This is a genomic window from Elioraea sp. (assembly GCF_051860475.1).
In the GTDB taxonomy this organism is placed as follows: Bacteria; Pseudomonadota; Alphaproteobacteria; order Acetobacterales; family Acetobacteraceae; genus Elioraea.
In genome coordinates, this window is sequence record NZ_JBHYDW010000024.1 from 22,995 (window position 1) to 38,182 (window position 15,188).

Sequence of the window (15,188 nt, forward strand, 5' to 3'; positions counted from 1 at the left end):
GTGGTGCGAGCCGTCGATGCGGCTGCTTCGTCAGGTCACTCCCGAGGGTGGGGGGCTACTGGTTCGTGGTCGGCGCGGTGGCAGCAAGCAGCACGCCGATCGGCTCCCACAACAGGCCGAGCTGCACCACGGGCTGGCCGGCGAAGCGGGTGGTCTGCTCGGCCACGGGGCGGCCGCCGAGATGCTGATAGAACCAGCGCGTCGGGTTCTCCTTCAGCACCCACAGCATCACCGACCGACAGCCGATCGCATTCAGGTGCGCCGCCACCGCGCGCATCAGCCGCCGCCCGACGCCGCGCTCGCGGAAATCATCGAGCAGGTACAGCGTCTCAACCTCGCCCGCCTCGCGCGTGCCGTTGCGCGCCCGCCCGCCGGAGGCGAAGCCGACCACGGTGGGGGTCGCGCCGTCGGGCGAATCCGGCCCCGTGGCCACCGCGACGAAGGTGGCATGGCCCGGAGGCGGGGCCGTGACCATCCGCCGCCAGCCCGCCGCCTGACGCCCCGCGGACAGGCCCGCGAGGTACGAGTCCGGCAGGATCCCCGCATAGGCGCCACGCCACGTCGCGACATGGATCGCGCCGATCGCCTCGGCATCCGCGGCGCGGGCGCGGCGGATCGCGATCATGCGGCCGGCTCCCGCACCAGTGCGGCGGCGAAGAACCCGTCGGTGCCGTGCCCTGCCGGTGTGAGCGACAGATACGGGCCGTCGCCCGGCAGCGTCACGCCCGTGCGCGCCCGCACCACCGCCAGGGGCAGCACTGCGAAACCCGGAACCCGCGACAGCACACTCTCCACCTGTGCCTCGTTCTCTTCGGTCAGCACCGAACAGGTAGCGTAGACCAGAACGCCGCCCGGTTTCACCAGCCCTGCTGCACGCTCCAGGATCACGGACTGCTTCTGTGCAAGATCAAGGAGATCCGCCTCGGCCAAGCGCAGCCGCGCATCGGGCTTGCGCCGCCAGGTGCCGGTGCCGGTGCAGGGCGCGTCGACCAGCACGCGGTCGAATCCGCCGGCGCCGCGCTTCAGCCACTTCGCGCCGGGCTCGATCAGCCGCCGTTCGACGTTCGACACGCCCGCGCGCCGGAGCCGCTTCACCGCCGCCTCGAGCCGTGCGGCCGAGACATCCGCGGCGACGATCTGGCCGCGATTGCCCATCGCCGCCGCGAGCGCCAGCGTCTTGCCGGCCGCGCCCGCGCAAAAATCGCAGACGCGCATCCCCGGCCGCGCATCGACCATCGCCGCGATCAGCTGGCTGCCTTCGTCCTGGATCTCCACCAGTCCTTCGCGGAAGGCGCGGGTGGCAGTCACCGGCGGCCGGGCCTGGGCGCGCAGCCCCCAGGGCGAGAACGGGGTCGGCTCGGTCGCGATCCCCTCGGCGGCGAGCGCGGCGCGCACCTGCTCGCGCGTGGTCTTGAGCAGGTTCGCGCGCAGGTCGGTGGGCGCGGCCGCATCGAACGCGGCCATCTCGGAGCTCAGGCGGGCGCCGAAGCGCGCAGCGAGGCGCGGCAGCAGCCAGTCCGGCACGCCAAGGCGTGCAGCCTCGGGCATGGCCGCCTCATCGGGCGTGCGGCCGGCGAAGGCAGCGAGCGCACGGCGTTCGGAATCGGCGAGCGGCGCGGGACCATGACGCGCGGCGTTGAACAGCCCGGCGACCGCGTCCGCCGCCGTCCCCTCTACGATCACAAGCTGCGCAAGCATCAGCGTGCGCGGCGTGATCGGCGCCCGCGCACGCTTGAGATGCCAGACCAGACGCGGCGCGGCGCGCAGCATCGTCCAGAGCCGGTCCGACATCACGCGCCGGTCGGTCGCACCGATGAAGCGCCGCGCACGGAACCAGGCATTGGCGATCGCGTCCGCCGGCGCCTCCGGCGCGTCGTCCACCGCCTGCCAGAGCTCGATGCCCGCCTGCACGCGGGCGGCGGGTGTCACGAGAGGAAAAGCTCCGGCACCACACTCAGATCCGCGGTCATGTGGGCGATCTGGTGGATCGCGAACTCGACCGGCTGATTGATCCGGTTCACCCAGACGGTGCGGAGCCCATAGGCGGCCGCCGCCTGCGCGTCCCACGCATTGGCCGACACGAAGCCGATCCGGCTGCAATGCGCATGGAAGGCGTCCTCGGCGAGGCGATAGACGCGCGGATCGGGCTTGAAGACGCGCACCGGGTCGACCGAGAGCACGTGGTCCAGCAGCGGGCCGAGCCGCGCGGACGCCACCGCATCGGCGAGCATCGCGCGTGAGCCGTTGGACAGGATCGCGGTGCTGATGCCGGCCTCGCGCAGTGCCTCAAGCGCGGGCCGCGCGTCGTCGAACGCGGGCAGCGCGCGATACGCCGCCATCAGGTCCTCGACCAGCCCGGTGTCGGCGCCGCCATGCCAGTTCAGCGCGGTGTAGAGCGCGTCGCGGGTCAGGATCTCGAAGTCACGCCAGTGCGCCGGGCCGGTGAGGCTCGTGACCCAGGTGTATTCGAGCTGCTTCTGCCGCCAGAGCGCGCTGATCGTCTCCCACCCGTCGCCGATGCGCCGCGCATGCCCGCGCAGCGCGGCATGCACGTCGAACAGCGTGCCGTAGGCATCGAACACCACCGCCTGGACGCGCGGGATCGCGCTCACTGTTCGAGCCGGTAGTTCGGCGCCTCGCGGGTGATCGCGACGTCGTGCACGTGGCTCTCGCGCAGGCCCGCGCCGGTGATGCGGCGGAAGCGGGCATTCTCGCGCATCGCCGCGATCGTCTCGTTCCCGGTATAGCCCATCCCGGCACGCAGGCCCCCGACAAGCTGATGCAGCACAGCACCGACCGGCCCCTTGTAGGCGACGCGGCCTTCGATCCCCTCGGGCACGAGCTTGTCGCCGTCGCTGTCCTGCTGGAAGTAGCGATCGGCCGAGCCCTTCTTCATCGCGCCGATCGAGCCCATCCCGCGATACGCCTTGTAGCTGCGGCCCTGATAGAGGAACACCTCGCCCGGGCTCTCGTCGGTGCCGGCGAGCAGCGAGCCGACCATCACCGCATCCGCCCCGGCGGCGATCGCCTTGGCGAGATCCCCCGAGGTGCGGATGCCGCCATCGGCGATCGCCGGCACGCCGCGCGAATGGGCCGCCTCGGCCGTCTCCAGCACGGCGGTGAACTGCGGCACGCCGACACCGGCGACCACGCGGGTGGTGCAGATCGATCCCGGGCCGATGCCGATCTTCACCGCATCCGCGCCCGCCTCGATCAGCGCGATCGCCGCCTCGGGGGTGGCGATGTTGCCCGCGACCACCTCGATGGAGTTCGACAGCCGCTTGATGCGCTCGACGGCGTCCAGCACGCCGGCGGAATGGCCGTGCGCGGTGTCGACCACGATCACGTCGGTCTCGGCATCCACCAGCATCTCGGCGCGCCGCAGCCCGTCGGCGCCGACGCCGGTGGCCGCGGCGACGCGCAGGCGCCCCAGCTCGTCCTTGCAGGCGCTGGGGTGGGCGGTCGCCTTGTCCATGTCCTTGACCGTGATCAGCCCGACGCAGCGATACGCGTCGTCCACCACCAGCAGCTTCTCGATGCGATGCTGGTGCAGCAGGCGCCTTGCGTCCTCGGCGGCGACATGCTCGCGCACGGTGACGAGATTCTCGCGCGTCATCAGCTCATAGACCTTGATCATCGGGTCCGAGGCGAAGCGGACGTCACGGTTGGTGAGGATGCCGACCAGCCGGCCGGTGCCGTTCTCGACCACGGGGATGCCGCTGATGCGGTGGCTCGACATCAGGGCGCGGGCCTCGGCCAGCGTCTGGTCGGGGTGGATGGTGACCGGGTTCACCACCATGCCCGACTCGAACTTCTTCACCTGGCGGACCTGGGCGGCCTGGTCCTCGGGCTCCAGATTCTTGTGGATCACGCCGATGCCTCCCGCCTGGGCCATGGCGATCGCCATGGCGGCCTCCGTCACCGTGTCCATGGCGGCGGAGACGAGCGGGATATTGAGGGTGATGCGGCGGGTCAGGCGCGTCGCGACGTCGGTGCGGCTGGGCAGTACGGCGGAGTAGGCCGGGACGAGCAGCACGTCGTCGAAGGCGAGCGCCTCCGTGATGGTGGCGCTCGTGCGGGGGGCGGTCGTGTCGGGGGCCATGGCGGAGCCTTCTGTGGCAAGCCTTGGCGGCCCCCCATACGACGCCGGACGTGGCGGGGCAAGCGACGAGGCTGTGTCAGAGGATGGGGGTCTGAGGGGCGGGCCAATGGCCTCTGCCAGGGAGGGGCTCCGCTCGGCTCACGCCGCGGTCATTCCGGCGAGCGCCGGAGGCCGCCGCCCGGCCACCTGTGCGTTCTCCCTGGCGCCGGTCCCGGGCATGCGGATGAGGGTGCCGGCGAGAGAGCCTCGCGCTACACCCGCATCGGCATCAGCACATAGACCGCGCTCGCATCGCCCTCGGCGCGGATCAGCGTCGGCGCGGTGTGGTCGTGGAAGCTGAACTCCACCCGCGTCGTGTCGCCGATCGTGTCGGTGATGTCGCGGAGGTAGCGCGCCTGGAAGCCGATCTCGATCGGGGTCGCGTCGTATTCGAGGCGGTCGCGCTCGATCTCCTCCTCGGCGCGGCCCTGGTCCGGGCTCGCGGCCGAGAGCGTCAGCCCCTCCTTCGCGATCGCGAGCTTCACCGGCCGCGACCGCTCGGACGAGATCGCCGCCACCCGGTCCACGGCCTCGGCGAAATCCTTCTTGGCGATGCGCAGGAACTTGTCGTTGTCGCGCGGGATCACCCGCTCGTAGTCGGGGAAGGTGCCGTCGATCAGCTTGCTGGTGAGCGTCACGGTGCCGAGCTCGAAGCGGATGCGGGTCTCGGAGAGCGCGATCCGTATCTCGTCCTGGCCGGGCACGTCCTCGGCCAGCTTGCGCAGCTCGAACACGGTCTTGCGCGGCACGATCACGCCCGGCATGCCGGAAGCGCCGTCCGGCAGCGGCTCCTCGACGCGGGCGAGCCGGTGCCCGTCGGTCGCGACCGCGCGCAGCACCGGAACGCCGTCGCTCTCGGTCGCGTGCAGGTAGATGCCGTTGAGGTAGTAGCGGGTCTCCTCGGTCGAGATCGCGAACTTGGTGCGGTCGATCAGGTCGCGCAGCGTGCCGGCCTTCAGCCCGAAGCTGTGCGGCAGCGCGCCGTCCTGGATCGCGGGGAAGTCCTCGACCGGCAGGCAGTTCAGGCTGGTCGCGAACCGGCCCGAGCGCAGCGCGAGCGGGGAGTCCCCGCCCGGATGATCGAGCTCGAGCGTCGCGCCCTCGGGCAGCTTGCGCACGATCTCGTAGAGCGTGGCGGCCGGGGCGGTGGCCGCGCCGTTGCGTCCCACCTCGGCCGGCACCTGCTCGACGGCGGCGATCTCCATGTCGGTCGCGGCCAGCGTCAGGGCACCATCCTTGGCGCGGATCAGCACATTCGCCAGAATCGGGATCGTGTTGCGCTTCTCGACCACGTTCTGGACGTGGGCCAGCGCCCTCATCAGCGTCGAGCGATCGACCTTCAGCTTCATGACCACCCCAGACGAAACGCGGCCGGGAACCGGCCGGCGACGAACCCCCGCGACTCGGGCCGTCGACTATAGCAACCGCGTGAGGGGGGGGTAAGCGCGGCGGCGAGCCGGGCGCCCTGGGGCCGTCTCAGCTTTCCAGCATCCGCCGCAGCAGCTCCACGTCCTCGGCGAGCGCCGGGTCCTTCTGCATCAGCTCGGCCACCCGGGAGCAGGCGTGCATCACCGTGGTGTGGTCGCGGTTGCCGAACTTGCGCCCGATCTCGGGCAGCGAGCGGCTGGTGAGCTGCTTGGCGAGGAACATCGCGATCTGGCGCGGCCGCGCGACCGCGCGCGCGCGCCGGGCCGAAGACATGTCGGTGAGCCGGATGCTGAAATGCTCGGCGACCCGCTTCTGGATCTCCTCGATCGTGACGCGCCGGTCATGCGCGCGCAGCAGGTCGTGCAGCACCTCCTGGGTGCTCTCGAGCGTGATCGGTCGCCCGACCAGCTGGGCATGAGCCACCACGCGGTTCAGCGCACCTTCGAGGTCACGCACATTGGTGGTGATCTTGTGCGCCATGAACTCCATCACCTTCTGCGGCACCGACACGCCCTGCAGCGCGGCCTTGGCCTGGAGGATGCCGATGCGCAGCTCATAGGTGGTGGCGTGGATGTCGGCGACCATGCCGCAGCCGAGCCGCGTGCGCAGCCGCTCCTCGATGCCCGAGAGGTCCGAGGGTGACTTGTCGGCCGAGACCACGATCTGCTTGCCGGCATCCACCAGCGCGTTGAAGGTGTGGAAGAACTCCTCCTGCGTGCTGTCCTTGCCGATCAGGAACTGGAGGTCGTCGATCATGAGCACGTCGACGCCGCGCAGCGTCTCCTTGAACTCGACGCTGTTGTGGCTGCGGATCGCGGCGATGAAGCGGTACATGAACTTCTCGGCAGACATGTAGGCGACCGAACGCACCGGCGCGCGTTCGCGGATCGCCCAGGCGATCGCGTGCATCAGATGCGTCTTGCCCAGGCCCACGCCGCCGTAGAGGAACAGAGGATTGAACCCGGTGAGCGGCCCGCCTTCGGCGACGCGGCGGGCGCAGGCATAGGCGAACTCGTTCGGCTTGCCGACCACGAAGGTCCCGAAGGTGAAGCGCGCATCAAGCGGCCCGGTGAGTTCGATGCGTGGATCGACGCGCGCACCGTCGAGCCGTCCGTTCTCGGCCGGACGCTGCGGCGGCGGCGGCGGCGCGGTGATCGTCGGCGCGACCATGACCGGTTCGGCGAGCCCCGCCTGCACGGCGCCGATGCGCAGCTCCACCCGGCGGATGCGGCCGTTCTCGGCAGTCCACAGCGCGCGCAGCCGGTCACCGTAATGCGCGCGCACCCAATCACGCAGGAACCGCGTCGGCAGGACGATGGTGACCTCGTCCTCGTTCACCTCGGCGAGCGTCATCTGACGCAGCCACGTGCGGTACTCCACTTCGCCGACTTCGTCGCGCAGGCGTCCGCGCACGCGTGCCCATTGTCCTCCGATCTCCCCGTCGATCCGCGACACGAGCAGTCCGCCTCTTTCCACGGTTCCAATCCGAGCGATGGTGCCGATGAGATCGAAGCCGCACCGCCCGCAATCCCGGGCGATCCGACCCCGCCACCGCAAGAGGACATATTTAGGGAACTCGGCAGGGCCGATGCAAATGATTATTTGCGGTGATGTTACGTTTCAAAGACAAGCGCTAAGTTGTTGTTTATCGTTACTTGAGCGCGCCATCCCGCGACGCGCCACCAGCGGCCCCGCTTCCCGACTGCGGCAAGCCTAGACCGCGGCGTGATGTCCGGCAACGGGGGCGAAACGCGAACCGCGCGCGACATGCGCGACGCGCCTCAGCCGTGCGCGCTGATCGCCTTGATGCGCTTGGACAGACGCGACAGCTTGCGTGCGACCGCGTTGCGATGCACGAGCCCCTTCGTTGACGCGCGCATCAGTTCAGGCGTGAGCGTGCTGAGTGCAGTGCGCGCATCTTCCTGTGTCCCGCCTGCGATCGCCTGCTCCACCTTCTTCACGTAGGTGCGCAGCCGCGACTGCGCTGCCTTGTTGCGCGCGGTGCGCTTCGCGATCTGCCGGATGCGCTTCTTCGCCGAAGCCGTGTTCGCCATGGGTCGTCCATCCGCAAAAGGAAATGCCGCCGCAGGGCAGGCCGGCGACGGAAGCGCAGGGTCCTACACGCCCCTCCTGCACCCGTCAAGGCGAGGCCCCGATCCCTGCTCAGCGGTGGGAAAACGCCGCCTTGCGCTTCTCCGCGAACGCCGCCATGCCTTCCTTCTGGTCAGCGAGCGCGAAGCAGGACTGGAACAGCCGCCGCTCGAACCGCACGCCCTCGGCGAGCGTGGTCTCGAACGCTCGGTTGACGGCATCCTTCGCCATCGCCACCGCCGGACGTGAGAGTGCGGCGATCCGCTCCGCGACCTTCACCGCCTCGTCCACCAACTCGGCCGCCGGCACGACCCGCGAGACAAGTCCCGCGCGTTCCGCCTCCGCCGCGTCCATCATGCGGCCGGTGAGAATCATCTCCATCGCCTTCGACTTGCCCACCGCGCGCGTCAGCCGCTGCGTGCCGCCCGCGCCCGGGATCACGCCGAGGTTGATCTCAGGCTGGCCGAACTTCGCCGTCTCCGCGGCCAGCATGAAGTCGCACATCATCGCCAGCTCGCATCCGCCGCCGAGCGCGAACCCCGCCACTGCCGCGATCACCGGCTTGCGGATGGTCAGCACCGTCTCCCAGCGATTGCCGATGAAGTCGTCGGTCACGACATCAATGAAGCCCTTGTCCTTCATCTCCTTGATGTCGGCGCCGGCGGCGAACGCCTTCTCGCTGCCGGTGAGCACGATCGCGCCGATCGCATCGTCCGCGTCAAACGCGCGCAGCGCCGTGCCGAGTTCCACCATGAGCTGATCGCACAGCGCGTTCAGCGCCTTCGGCCGGTTGAGCGTGATCAGGCCCACCGCGCCGCGCGTCTCGACCAGGATCATCTCGTAGGCCATCAAGCACTCTCCCTCGGCGGATGCTGCGTTGCGGCAAGCCCTACTCAACGCTGGGTGCGAGGGCAATAGAACGTGCTCCGCGCCCCTTGCACCTCCACCCTGATCCGGCCGCACGCGGGCGGGCCGGGACAGCGCTCGCAGGGCTCGCCCGCGCGGCCGTATACCTTCCACGCATGCTGGAAATAGCCGAGCTCACCCGTCGCCTGGCGGTAGTCGCGCAAGGACGATCCGCCTGCCGCGATCGCCTCCGCGAGCGTCTCCTTGATCGCCGGCACCAGCCGCCCTGCGCGCGCGCCCGCGACCGTCTGCGCGGACCGTTTGGGCGAGATCCCCGCGCGGAACAGCGCCTCGCACACGTAGATGTTGCCGAGCCCCGCCACCGTGCCCTGGTCCATCAGCGCGGCCTTGATCGACGTGCGCCGTCCTTTCAGCGCCGCCGACAGCATCGCGGGCGTGAACGCCTCGTCCAGCGGCTCCGGCCCAAGCGCGGCAAGTCGCGGGTGCGACGCCTCGGCCGCCGTCTCCATCAGATCCAGGCTGCCGAACCGCCGCGGATCGACGAAGCCCACACGCCAGCCACGCTCGGTCTCGATCACCACATGCTCGTGCGCCGCCGCGGGCGGCATCTCGCCCGGTGCGGTCAGCGTCACCCGCCCCGACATGCCGAGATGCCACAAGAGCGTCCGCCCGCCCTCGACGCGCATCAGGATGTACTTCGCGCGCCGCGCGAACCCGATGATGCGCCTGCCGACCAGCGCCTGGCCCAGCCCCGGCGGCAACGGCCAGCGCAGATCCGCCCGGTTCACCGCCACCCGCGCGATCCGCTCGCCCTCGAGCCGAGCCGCGAGCCCGCGCATCACCGTCTCGACCTCGGGCAGTTCCGGCATTCCCGCTCCCTCGCGCTCGACGGCCAGCGAGGCTAGTCTTCGCCCCGATGACCGACAACGCCACCTCCACCCATTTCGGCTTCCGCACCGTGCCGACCGAGGCCAAGACGGGCCTCGTGCGCGAGGTGTTCGAGTCCGTCGCCCCACGCTACGACCTGATGAACGACCTGATGTCGTTCGGCATCCATAGGGTCTGGAAGCGCATCTTCGTCACCACGCTCGGGCCGCGGCCGTCGATGCGGCTGCTCGATCTCGCCGGCGGCACCGGCGACATCACCTTCGCTGCCCTCGAGCGCGGCTGCGGCCATGCCGTGCTCTCCGACATCAACCCAGCCATGCTGCGCGTCGCCGAGGACCGCGCGGTGGAACGCGGCCTGGTCGGACGCATGGAGATCCTCTGCGCCGATGCCGAACGCCTGCCGCTGCCTGACAACCGCTTTGATGCCGTCACCATCGCCTTCGGCTTGCGCAACTGCACCGACATCGACGCCGTGCTGCGCGAGGGGCATCGTGTGCTCAAGCCGGGCGGGCGGTTCCTCTGCCTCGAATTCTCGCGCGTGACCGTCGCGGCACTCGCCCCGGTGTACGACGCGTATTCGTTCAAGGTGCTGCCGTTCCTCGGCCGCACCGTCGCCAAGGACGAGGAGGCCTACCGCTACCTCGCCGAGAGCATCCGCAGGTTCCCCCCGCAACCCGAACTCGCACGGCGCATGCGCGATGCCAACCTCGAACGCGTGACGTGGCGTGATCTTTCCGGCGGCATCGCCGCCATCCACTCAGGCTGGAAAATCTGACCGGGGGGGGGGGGGGGGGGGGGGGGGGGGCATGGCCGCCACCCTCTCCGGCTGTAAATTCTGACGTGGGGGAGGGGCCGCAAGGCCATTCCCCCAGACCCCCATCCCATGAACCAGAAGCTGCTGCTCATCGTCTCCGGCTCGATCGCCGCCTACAAGGCACTGGAACTCGCACGCCTCGCACGCAAGGACGGCTTCGCCGTGACCGGCCTGCTGACCGATGCAGGCGCGCGGTTCGTCACGCCGAACGCGCTCGCCGCGATCACTGGTACCCGCGTGTTCGGCGACCTCTGGTCGCTCGAGGACGAAACCCACAGCGGCCATATCCGCCTCGCGCGCGACCACGACCTGATCGTCGTCGCGCCCGCCTCCGCCGACCTGATCGCCAAGATGGCGCTCGGCCTCGCCGACGACCTCGCCTCCACCGTGCTGCTCGCCACCACGCGCCCGATCCTGCTCGGGCCGGCCATGAACCCGACCATGTGGATGCATCCCGCGACGCAGGCGCACATCGCCACGCTGCGTACGCGTGGTGTCACCATCGTCGGCCCCGCCGAAGGCGAGATGGCCGAACCCGAATCCGGCCCCGGCCGCCTGGTCGAACCGCCCGCGCTCCTCGCCGCCATCCGTGCTGCCCTCGCCTCGGGCCCGCTCGCCGGACGCCACGCCCTCGTCACCTCCGGCCCGACCCACGAGGCGATCGACCCCGTGCGCTACATCGCCAACCGCTCCTCCGGACGCCAGGGCCACGCCATCGCCGCCGCCCTCGCGGCCCTCGGCGCGCGCGTCACGCTGGTCGCGGGACCGGTCCAGATTCCCGACCCGCCCGGCATGACCGTACGCCGCGTCGAGAGCGCGCGCGACATGCTCGCCGCCTGCGAGGCCGCCCTGCCGGCCGACATCGCCGTCTGCGCCGCCGCGGTCGCTGACTGGCGCCCCGTGCAGGACCTCGGGCGGAAGATCAAGAAGGTGCCGGGCGAGGCACCGCCGCCGCTCGCGCTCACCGAGAACCCGGACATCCTCGCGACTCTCGCCAAGGTGGGACCACAACGGCCCACGCTGGTCGTCGGCTTCGCGGCGGAAACCCACGAGGTCGTCCCGCACGCCCAGGCGAAACGCGCGCGCAAGGGCTGCGACTGGATCGTCGCCAACGACGTCTCGGGCGACGTCATGGGCGGCGCCGAGAACGCCGTGCACATCGTCACCGCCGACGCCGTGGAGGACTGGCCACGCATGACGAAGGACGACGTCGCGCGGCGTCTCGCCGCACGCATTGCCGCGGTGTTCGCATGACGGTGCGCGTCGCGGTGACACGGCTGCCGCACGGCGCCGGCCTGCCCCTGCCGTCCTACGCCACCGCGCACGCCGCCGGCATGGACCTGCTCGCCGCGGTCGCCGCGCCGGTGACGCTGCTGCCCGGCGCGCGCGCGCTCATTCCCACCGGGATCGCGATCGCGCTGCCGCCCGGCTACGAGGCGCAGGTGCGCGCGCGCTCCGGCCTCGCGCTCAAGCACGGGATCTGCATGGCGAACGGTGTGGGCACGATCGATGCAGACTACCGCGGCGAGGTCGGCGTGATCCTGCTCAACGCCGGCGAGGCGCCGTTCACCATCGAGCGCGGCATGCGCATCGCGCAGATGGTGATCGCGCGCCACGAGGTCGCCGCGTGGGACGAGCGTGAGACCCTCGATGACACCGCGCGCGGAACCGGCGGGTTCGGCAGTACCGGCGCCTGACGCGTCGGCAGCTTCCGCGTCCTGAACCCTGACCATGGGCTGGGACGGCGCCATGCTGCCGCGCGACGGAACCGTCCGCGTTTCCGCCGCGGGCATCGCATTCGATCTCGACGGGGCCGAGCATCGGCGACTCTGGGAGGAGATCGCGTCGATCCGCCTGCGGGTCGACCCGCAGGGCGGCGTCGAGACCGGCATCTGCGCGCTCGGGTTCCGGGGCGGTCCGGGCGTGTTGATCCGCACAGGCACCAGGCTCGGCGTGCACGACGCCGGGCGTGCGGACGCCTATCGCGCCTTTGTCGCTGCGCTGCATGCGGCGCTGCCGGCAGAGGCGCACGGCCGCATCGCGTTCCTGCGCGGCAACACGGCCGGTGCGCAGATGGTCCAGACGGCGTCGAACTGGGCCTTCGGCCTGATCGTCGGCGGCGCCTTGCTGTTCATTCTCGCCCAGGGCACGGACCTGCCATGGGCGCGGATCGGCGTGGTGTTCGGGGCCGCGGCGCTGCTCGTCTGGTTCGCTGAGCGTCGCACCGGGCGCCTCGCGCCGGGCAGCTATGACCCGGCCGCCGTACCGGATGACCTGCTGCCGCGATGATGCTGAACTGCCTTTTCGCCTCCGGCCAGGACAGGAGAACACGATGCCGATCTATGCCCTCGAACACCTCGCCCCGCGCCTGCCGGCGCCGGACCGGTTCTGGGTCGCGCCGGACGCGCATGTGATCGGCGAGGTGATCCTGCACGAGGACGTCAGCATCTGGTTCGGCGCGGTGCTGCGCGGCGACAACGAGCCGATCACGATCGGCGCGCGCTCCAACGTCCAGGAGGGGGCCATGCTGCACGCCGATCCCGGGTTTCCCTGCACCGTGGGCGAAGACGTCACGGTCGGCCATCACGCCATCCTGCACGGCTGCACCGTGGGCGACGGCGCGCTCATCGGCATGGGCGCTACACTGCTCAACGGCGCGAGGATCGGCCCTGGATGCCTGGTCGGGGCGAATGCCCTTGTCACCGAGGGCAAGGAGTTCCCCGAGTTCTGCCTGATCCTCGGCAGCCCCGCGAAGGCGGTCCGCACGTTCGACCCGGAGGCGGCGGCGCGGCTGCGCCGGTCGGCCGCGAACTACGTCGCGAACGCGCGCCGCTTCGCCGCCGGGCTCAGGCGCATCGACTGACCGGCAGCGAGGGGTCGAGAACGCGCTTCCGCCTCCCCATCTGCACGGACGCCATGGAGTTCCGCGAAGACCAGATCCAGCGCTACGCGCGCCACATCCTGCTGCCGGAGATCGGCGGCACGGGTCAGGCGAGGCTGCTCGCCGCGCGTGTGCTGATCATCGGCGCGGGCGGGCTCGGCTCGCCGGTGCTGCTCTACCTCGCCGCCGCCGGCATCGGCACGATCGGGCTGATCGACGACGACGTGGTCGATCTCTCCAACCTCCAGCGCCAGATCGCGCACACCACCGACCGGCTTGGCGTGCCCAAGGTCGACAGCGCGGCGCAGGCGGCGCGCGCGCTCAACCCCGACATCACGATCGAGACGCACCGCGCGCGCCTCACTGCAACGAACGCCCTCGACCTGATCCGCCGCTACGACCTCGTCTGCGACGGCTCGGACAATTTCGCCACCCGCTTCCTGGTCGCGGATGCCTGCCACCTCTCCGGGCGCACTCTCGTCTCGGCGGCCGTGCTGCGCTTCGAGGGCCAGGTCTCGACCTTCAGGAGCCAGCTCGGCCCGCCGCATCCCTGCTATCGCTGCCTGCACCCCGAACCGCCGCCCGAGGGGCTCGTGCCGAGCTGCGCCGAGGCCGGCGTGTTCGGCGCCGTCACGGGCGTGCTCGGGGCGTTGCAGGCCACCGAGACGCTGAAGGAGATCGCCGGCGTCGGCGAGGGGCTGTCGGGGCGGCTGATCCTCTGGGACGCGCTCTCGGCCACCTTCCGCACCGTGCGGCTGAAGCGCGACCCGGCCTGTGCGCTGTGCGGGGATCATGCGACGATCCGCGACCTCTCCCGCCACCATCCAACCCCAGCACAGGCATGCGCTCTCTGAGCATGAGCATCTTCGACCCGCCGCCGATCCACCCGCCGCCGCCTGCGCCGCTCGGCGTGCTGCTGATCTCGGGCACCTTCGAGCGCGCGCACTACGCGCTGGTGGTCGCCACTGCCGCCGCGGCGGTCGGCCGGCCGGTGACGCTGTTCGCCACCAATGGCGGCTGCCGCGCCTTTCTCGGCCCGGCCGCCGACGGCACGCCGGGCTGGGCCGCGCTCGAGGCGCATGGGCTCGGCGCGGCGCGCGGCGCCCTCGCGCGCGACGCCAAACTGCGCGAGCAGGGCGTCGCCGGGTTCGGTGAGCTGCTGGCCTCGGCGGCCGAGCTCGGCGTGCGGCTGATCGTGTGCGATGCCGGGCTCAAGGCCGAGGGGCTCCGCCCCGAGCAGCTCGACGCGACGCTGAACGGCGAGGTCGCCGGCGTGGTCACGTTCCTGGCAGAGACCGAGGCCGGCCAGATCGTCACCCTTTGACACGGCGCGGCGGCGCTTGGCACACCGGGGCGATGCCTCGGATGGTCCTGGTGCTCGCGCTGCTGCTGCCCGGCGTCGCGGTGGCGGAAACGCGCCACCTGCCGGTGCCGCCGTTGATGCCCGAGCGACCGCCTCCGGCGCCGATGGTCGAGGCGCCGGCGCAGGCGCCGGGATCGGTCACCGGCCGGCCGGTGCCGCGCTTCGCCAGCCTGCGCGCGAGCGAAATCAACCTCCGCGCCGGCCCTGGCACCCGCTTCCCTGTCGAGTGGACCTACACCCGCGCCGGGCTGCCGGTGGAGATCGTGCGCGAGTTCGACACCTGGCGGCGCATCCGCGACATGGACGGGGTCGAGGGCTGGGTGCAGCAGGCGCGGTTGGCGGCCCGGCGCACCTTCCTGGCGCGCGGCGGACCGCAAACCCTCCGCCGTGCGCCCGACGACTCCGCACCCGCGGTCGCGCAGGTGTTGCCGGGCGTGCTTGGCACGATCCGGCGCTGCGAGGCCGCGAGCGCCTGGTGCGAGGTTTCGGTGCCGGGCGCGCGGGGCTTTCTGCGCCGTGCGGCGATGTGGGGCGTCTATCCCGGCGAGGAGGTGCGGTGAGCGCCGCCCGCGCCTACGGCTTCAGGACCCGCCGCCCGCCATCGGGCCGGTTCAGGTCGGCTTCGGCCGCGGCTGCCCCGTGCCGGGCCTTCGGCACGGGTGGCATCTGCTCCAGCGTCGCCAGGATCGTCGGCGCCGGCCGGGTGAACACCGGC

The 15,188-nt window shown here is 71.2% G+C and carries 17 protein-coding genes; 8 read left to right on the forward strand and 9 right to left on the reverse strand.

Annotated elements, in window-relative coordinates; all coding sequences use genetic code 11:
- Positions 1-55 precede the first annotated feature (55 nt).
- The 9 genes from ACTIFU_RS06855 to mutM all read right to left on the reverse strand — a co-directional run bounded on the left by ACTIFU_RS06855 (position 56) and on the right by mutM (position 9,396).
- A complete protein-coding gene (locus ACTIFU_RS06855) occupies positions 56-625 on the reverse strand; it encodes a GNAT family N-acetyltransferase (protein ID WP_439577553.1) in 570 nt (189 codons plus the stop codon).
- On the reverse strand, positions 622-1,929 hold the full coding sequence (locus ACTIFU_RS06860) for an RsmB/NOP family class I SAM-dependent RNA methyltransferase (protein ID WP_439577554.1): 1,308 nt from the start codon (positions 1,927-1,929) through the stop codon (positions 622-624). Before ACTIFU_RS06860 ends, ACTIFU_RS06855 begins: the two co-directional genes overlap by 4 nt.
- The gene (locus tag ACTIFU_RS06865; RefSeq protein ID WP_439577555.1) at positions 1,926-2,612 is read right to left on the reverse strand and encodes a haloacid dehalogenase type II; all 687 of its coding nucleotides are present in this window, start codon (positions 2,610-2,612) and stop codon (positions 1,926-1,928) included. Before ACTIFU_RS06865 ends, ACTIFU_RS06860 begins: the two co-directional genes overlap by 4 nt.
- Positions 2,609-4,102 (reverse strand): IMP dehydrogenase, encoded by a 1,494-nt coding sequence (gene guaB / locus ACTIFU_RS06870; RefSeq protein WP_439577556.1) that lies wholly within the window; start codon positions 4,100-4,102, stop codon positions 2,609-2,611. The genes ACTIFU_RS06865 and guaB overlap by 4 nt, the downstream gene beginning before the upstream one ends.
- A 251-nt stretch (positions 4,103-4,353) precedes the next feature.
- Complete coding sequence (gene dnaN, locus ACTIFU_RS06875) at positions 4,354-5,490, reverse strand: DNA polymerase III subunit beta (protein WP_439577557.1); 1,137 nt, start codon at positions 5,488-5,490, stop codon at positions 4,354-4,356.
- 127 nt (positions 5,491-5,617) lie between these two features.
- Positions 5,618-7,030: a chromosomal replication initiator protein DnaA gene (gene dnaA, locus ACTIFU_RS06880; protein WP_439577569.1), complete on the reverse strand. Its 1,413-nt coding sequence runs from the start codon at positions 7,028-7,030 to the stop codon at positions 5,618-5,620.
- A 320-nt stretch (positions 7,031-7,350) separates the two neighbouring features.
- Positions 7,351-7,623: a 30S ribosomal protein S20 gene (gene rpsT, locus ACTIFU_RS06885; protein ID WP_439577558.1), complete on the reverse strand. Its 273-nt coding sequence runs from the start codon at positions 7,621-7,623 to the stop codon at positions 7,351-7,353.
- Between the two features lie 109 nt (positions 7,624-7,732).
- Entirely contained in the window at positions 7,733-8,509 is a 777-nt protein-coding gene (locus tag ACTIFU_RS06890; RefSeq protein WP_439577559.1) for an enoyl-CoA hydratase, read from the reverse strand.
- 44 nt (positions 8,510-8,553) lie between these two features.
- The gene (mutM, locus tag ACTIFU_RS06895) at positions 8,554-9,396 is read right to left on the reverse strand and encodes a bifunctional DNA-formamidopyrimidine glycosylase/DNA-(apurinic or apyrimidinic site) lyase (protein WP_439577560.1); all 843 of its coding nucleotides are present in this window, start codon (positions 9,394-9,396) and stop codon (positions 8,554-8,556) included.
- Between the two features lie 47 nt (positions 9,397-9,443).
- On the opposite strand from mutM, the gene ACTIFU_RS06900 reads away from it, so the two are divergent.
- The 8 genes from ACTIFU_RS06900 to ACTIFU_RS06935 all read left to right on the forward strand — a co-directional run bounded on the left by ACTIFU_RS06900 (position 9,444) and on the right by ACTIFU_RS06935 (position 15,033).
- Positions 9,444-10,190: a class I SAM-dependent methyltransferase gene (locus ACTIFU_RS06900; RefSeq protein ID WP_439577561.1), complete on the forward strand. Its 747-nt coding sequence runs from the start codon at positions 9,444-9,446 to the stop codon at positions 10,188-10,190.
- A 108-nt stretch (positions 10,191-10,298) separates the two neighbouring features.
- A complete protein-coding gene (gene coaBC, locus ACTIFU_RS06905; protein WP_439577562.1) occupies positions 10,299-11,483 on the forward strand; it encodes a bifunctional phosphopantothenoylcysteine decarboxylase/phosphopantothenate--cysteine ligase CoaBC in 1,185 nt (394 codons plus the stop codon).
- On the forward strand, positions 11,480-11,926 hold the full coding sequence (gene dut, locus ACTIFU_RS06910) for a dUTP diphosphatase (protein WP_439577563.1): 447 nt from the start codon (positions 11,480-11,482) through the stop codon (positions 11,924-11,926). The genes coaBC and dut overlap by 4 nt, the downstream gene beginning before the upstream one ends.
- A 52-nt stretch (positions 11,927-11,978) precedes the next feature.
- Positions 11,979-12,518 (forward strand): hypothetical protein, encoded by a 540-nt coding sequence (locus ACTIFU_RS06915; protein ID WP_439577564.1) that lies wholly within the window; start codon positions 11,979-11,981, stop codon positions 12,516-12,518.
- 43 nt (positions 12,519-12,561) lie between these two features.
- Positions 12,562-13,092 carry a gamma carbonic anhydrase family protein gene (locus ACTIFU_RS06920; RefSeq protein WP_439577565.1) on the forward strand — a complete coding sequence of 177 codons (531 nt, stop codon included), beginning with the start codon at positions 12,562-12,564 and terminating at the stop codon, positions 13,090-13,092.
- Positions 13,093-13,145: 53 nt separating this feature from the next.
- The gene (locus ACTIFU_RS06925) at positions 13,146-13,964 is read left to right on the forward strand and encodes a HesA/MoeB/ThiF family protein (RefSeq protein ID WP_439577566.1); all 819 of its coding nucleotides are present in this window, start codon (positions 13,146-13,148) and stop codon (positions 13,962-13,964) included.
- Positions 13,965-13,966: 2 nt separating this feature from the next.
- On the forward strand, positions 13,967-14,434 hold the full coding sequence (locus tag ACTIFU_RS06930; RefSeq protein ID WP_439577567.1) for a hypothetical protein: 468 nt from the start codon (positions 13,967-13,969) through the stop codon (positions 14,432-14,434).
- 41 nt (positions 14,435-14,475) lie between these two features.
- Complete coding sequence (locus tag ACTIFU_RS06935) at positions 14,476-15,033, forward strand: SH3 domain-containing protein (protein ID WP_439577568.1); 558 nt, start codon at positions 14,476-14,478, stop codon at positions 15,031-15,033.
- Positions 15,034-15,188: the final 155 nt, after the last annotated feature.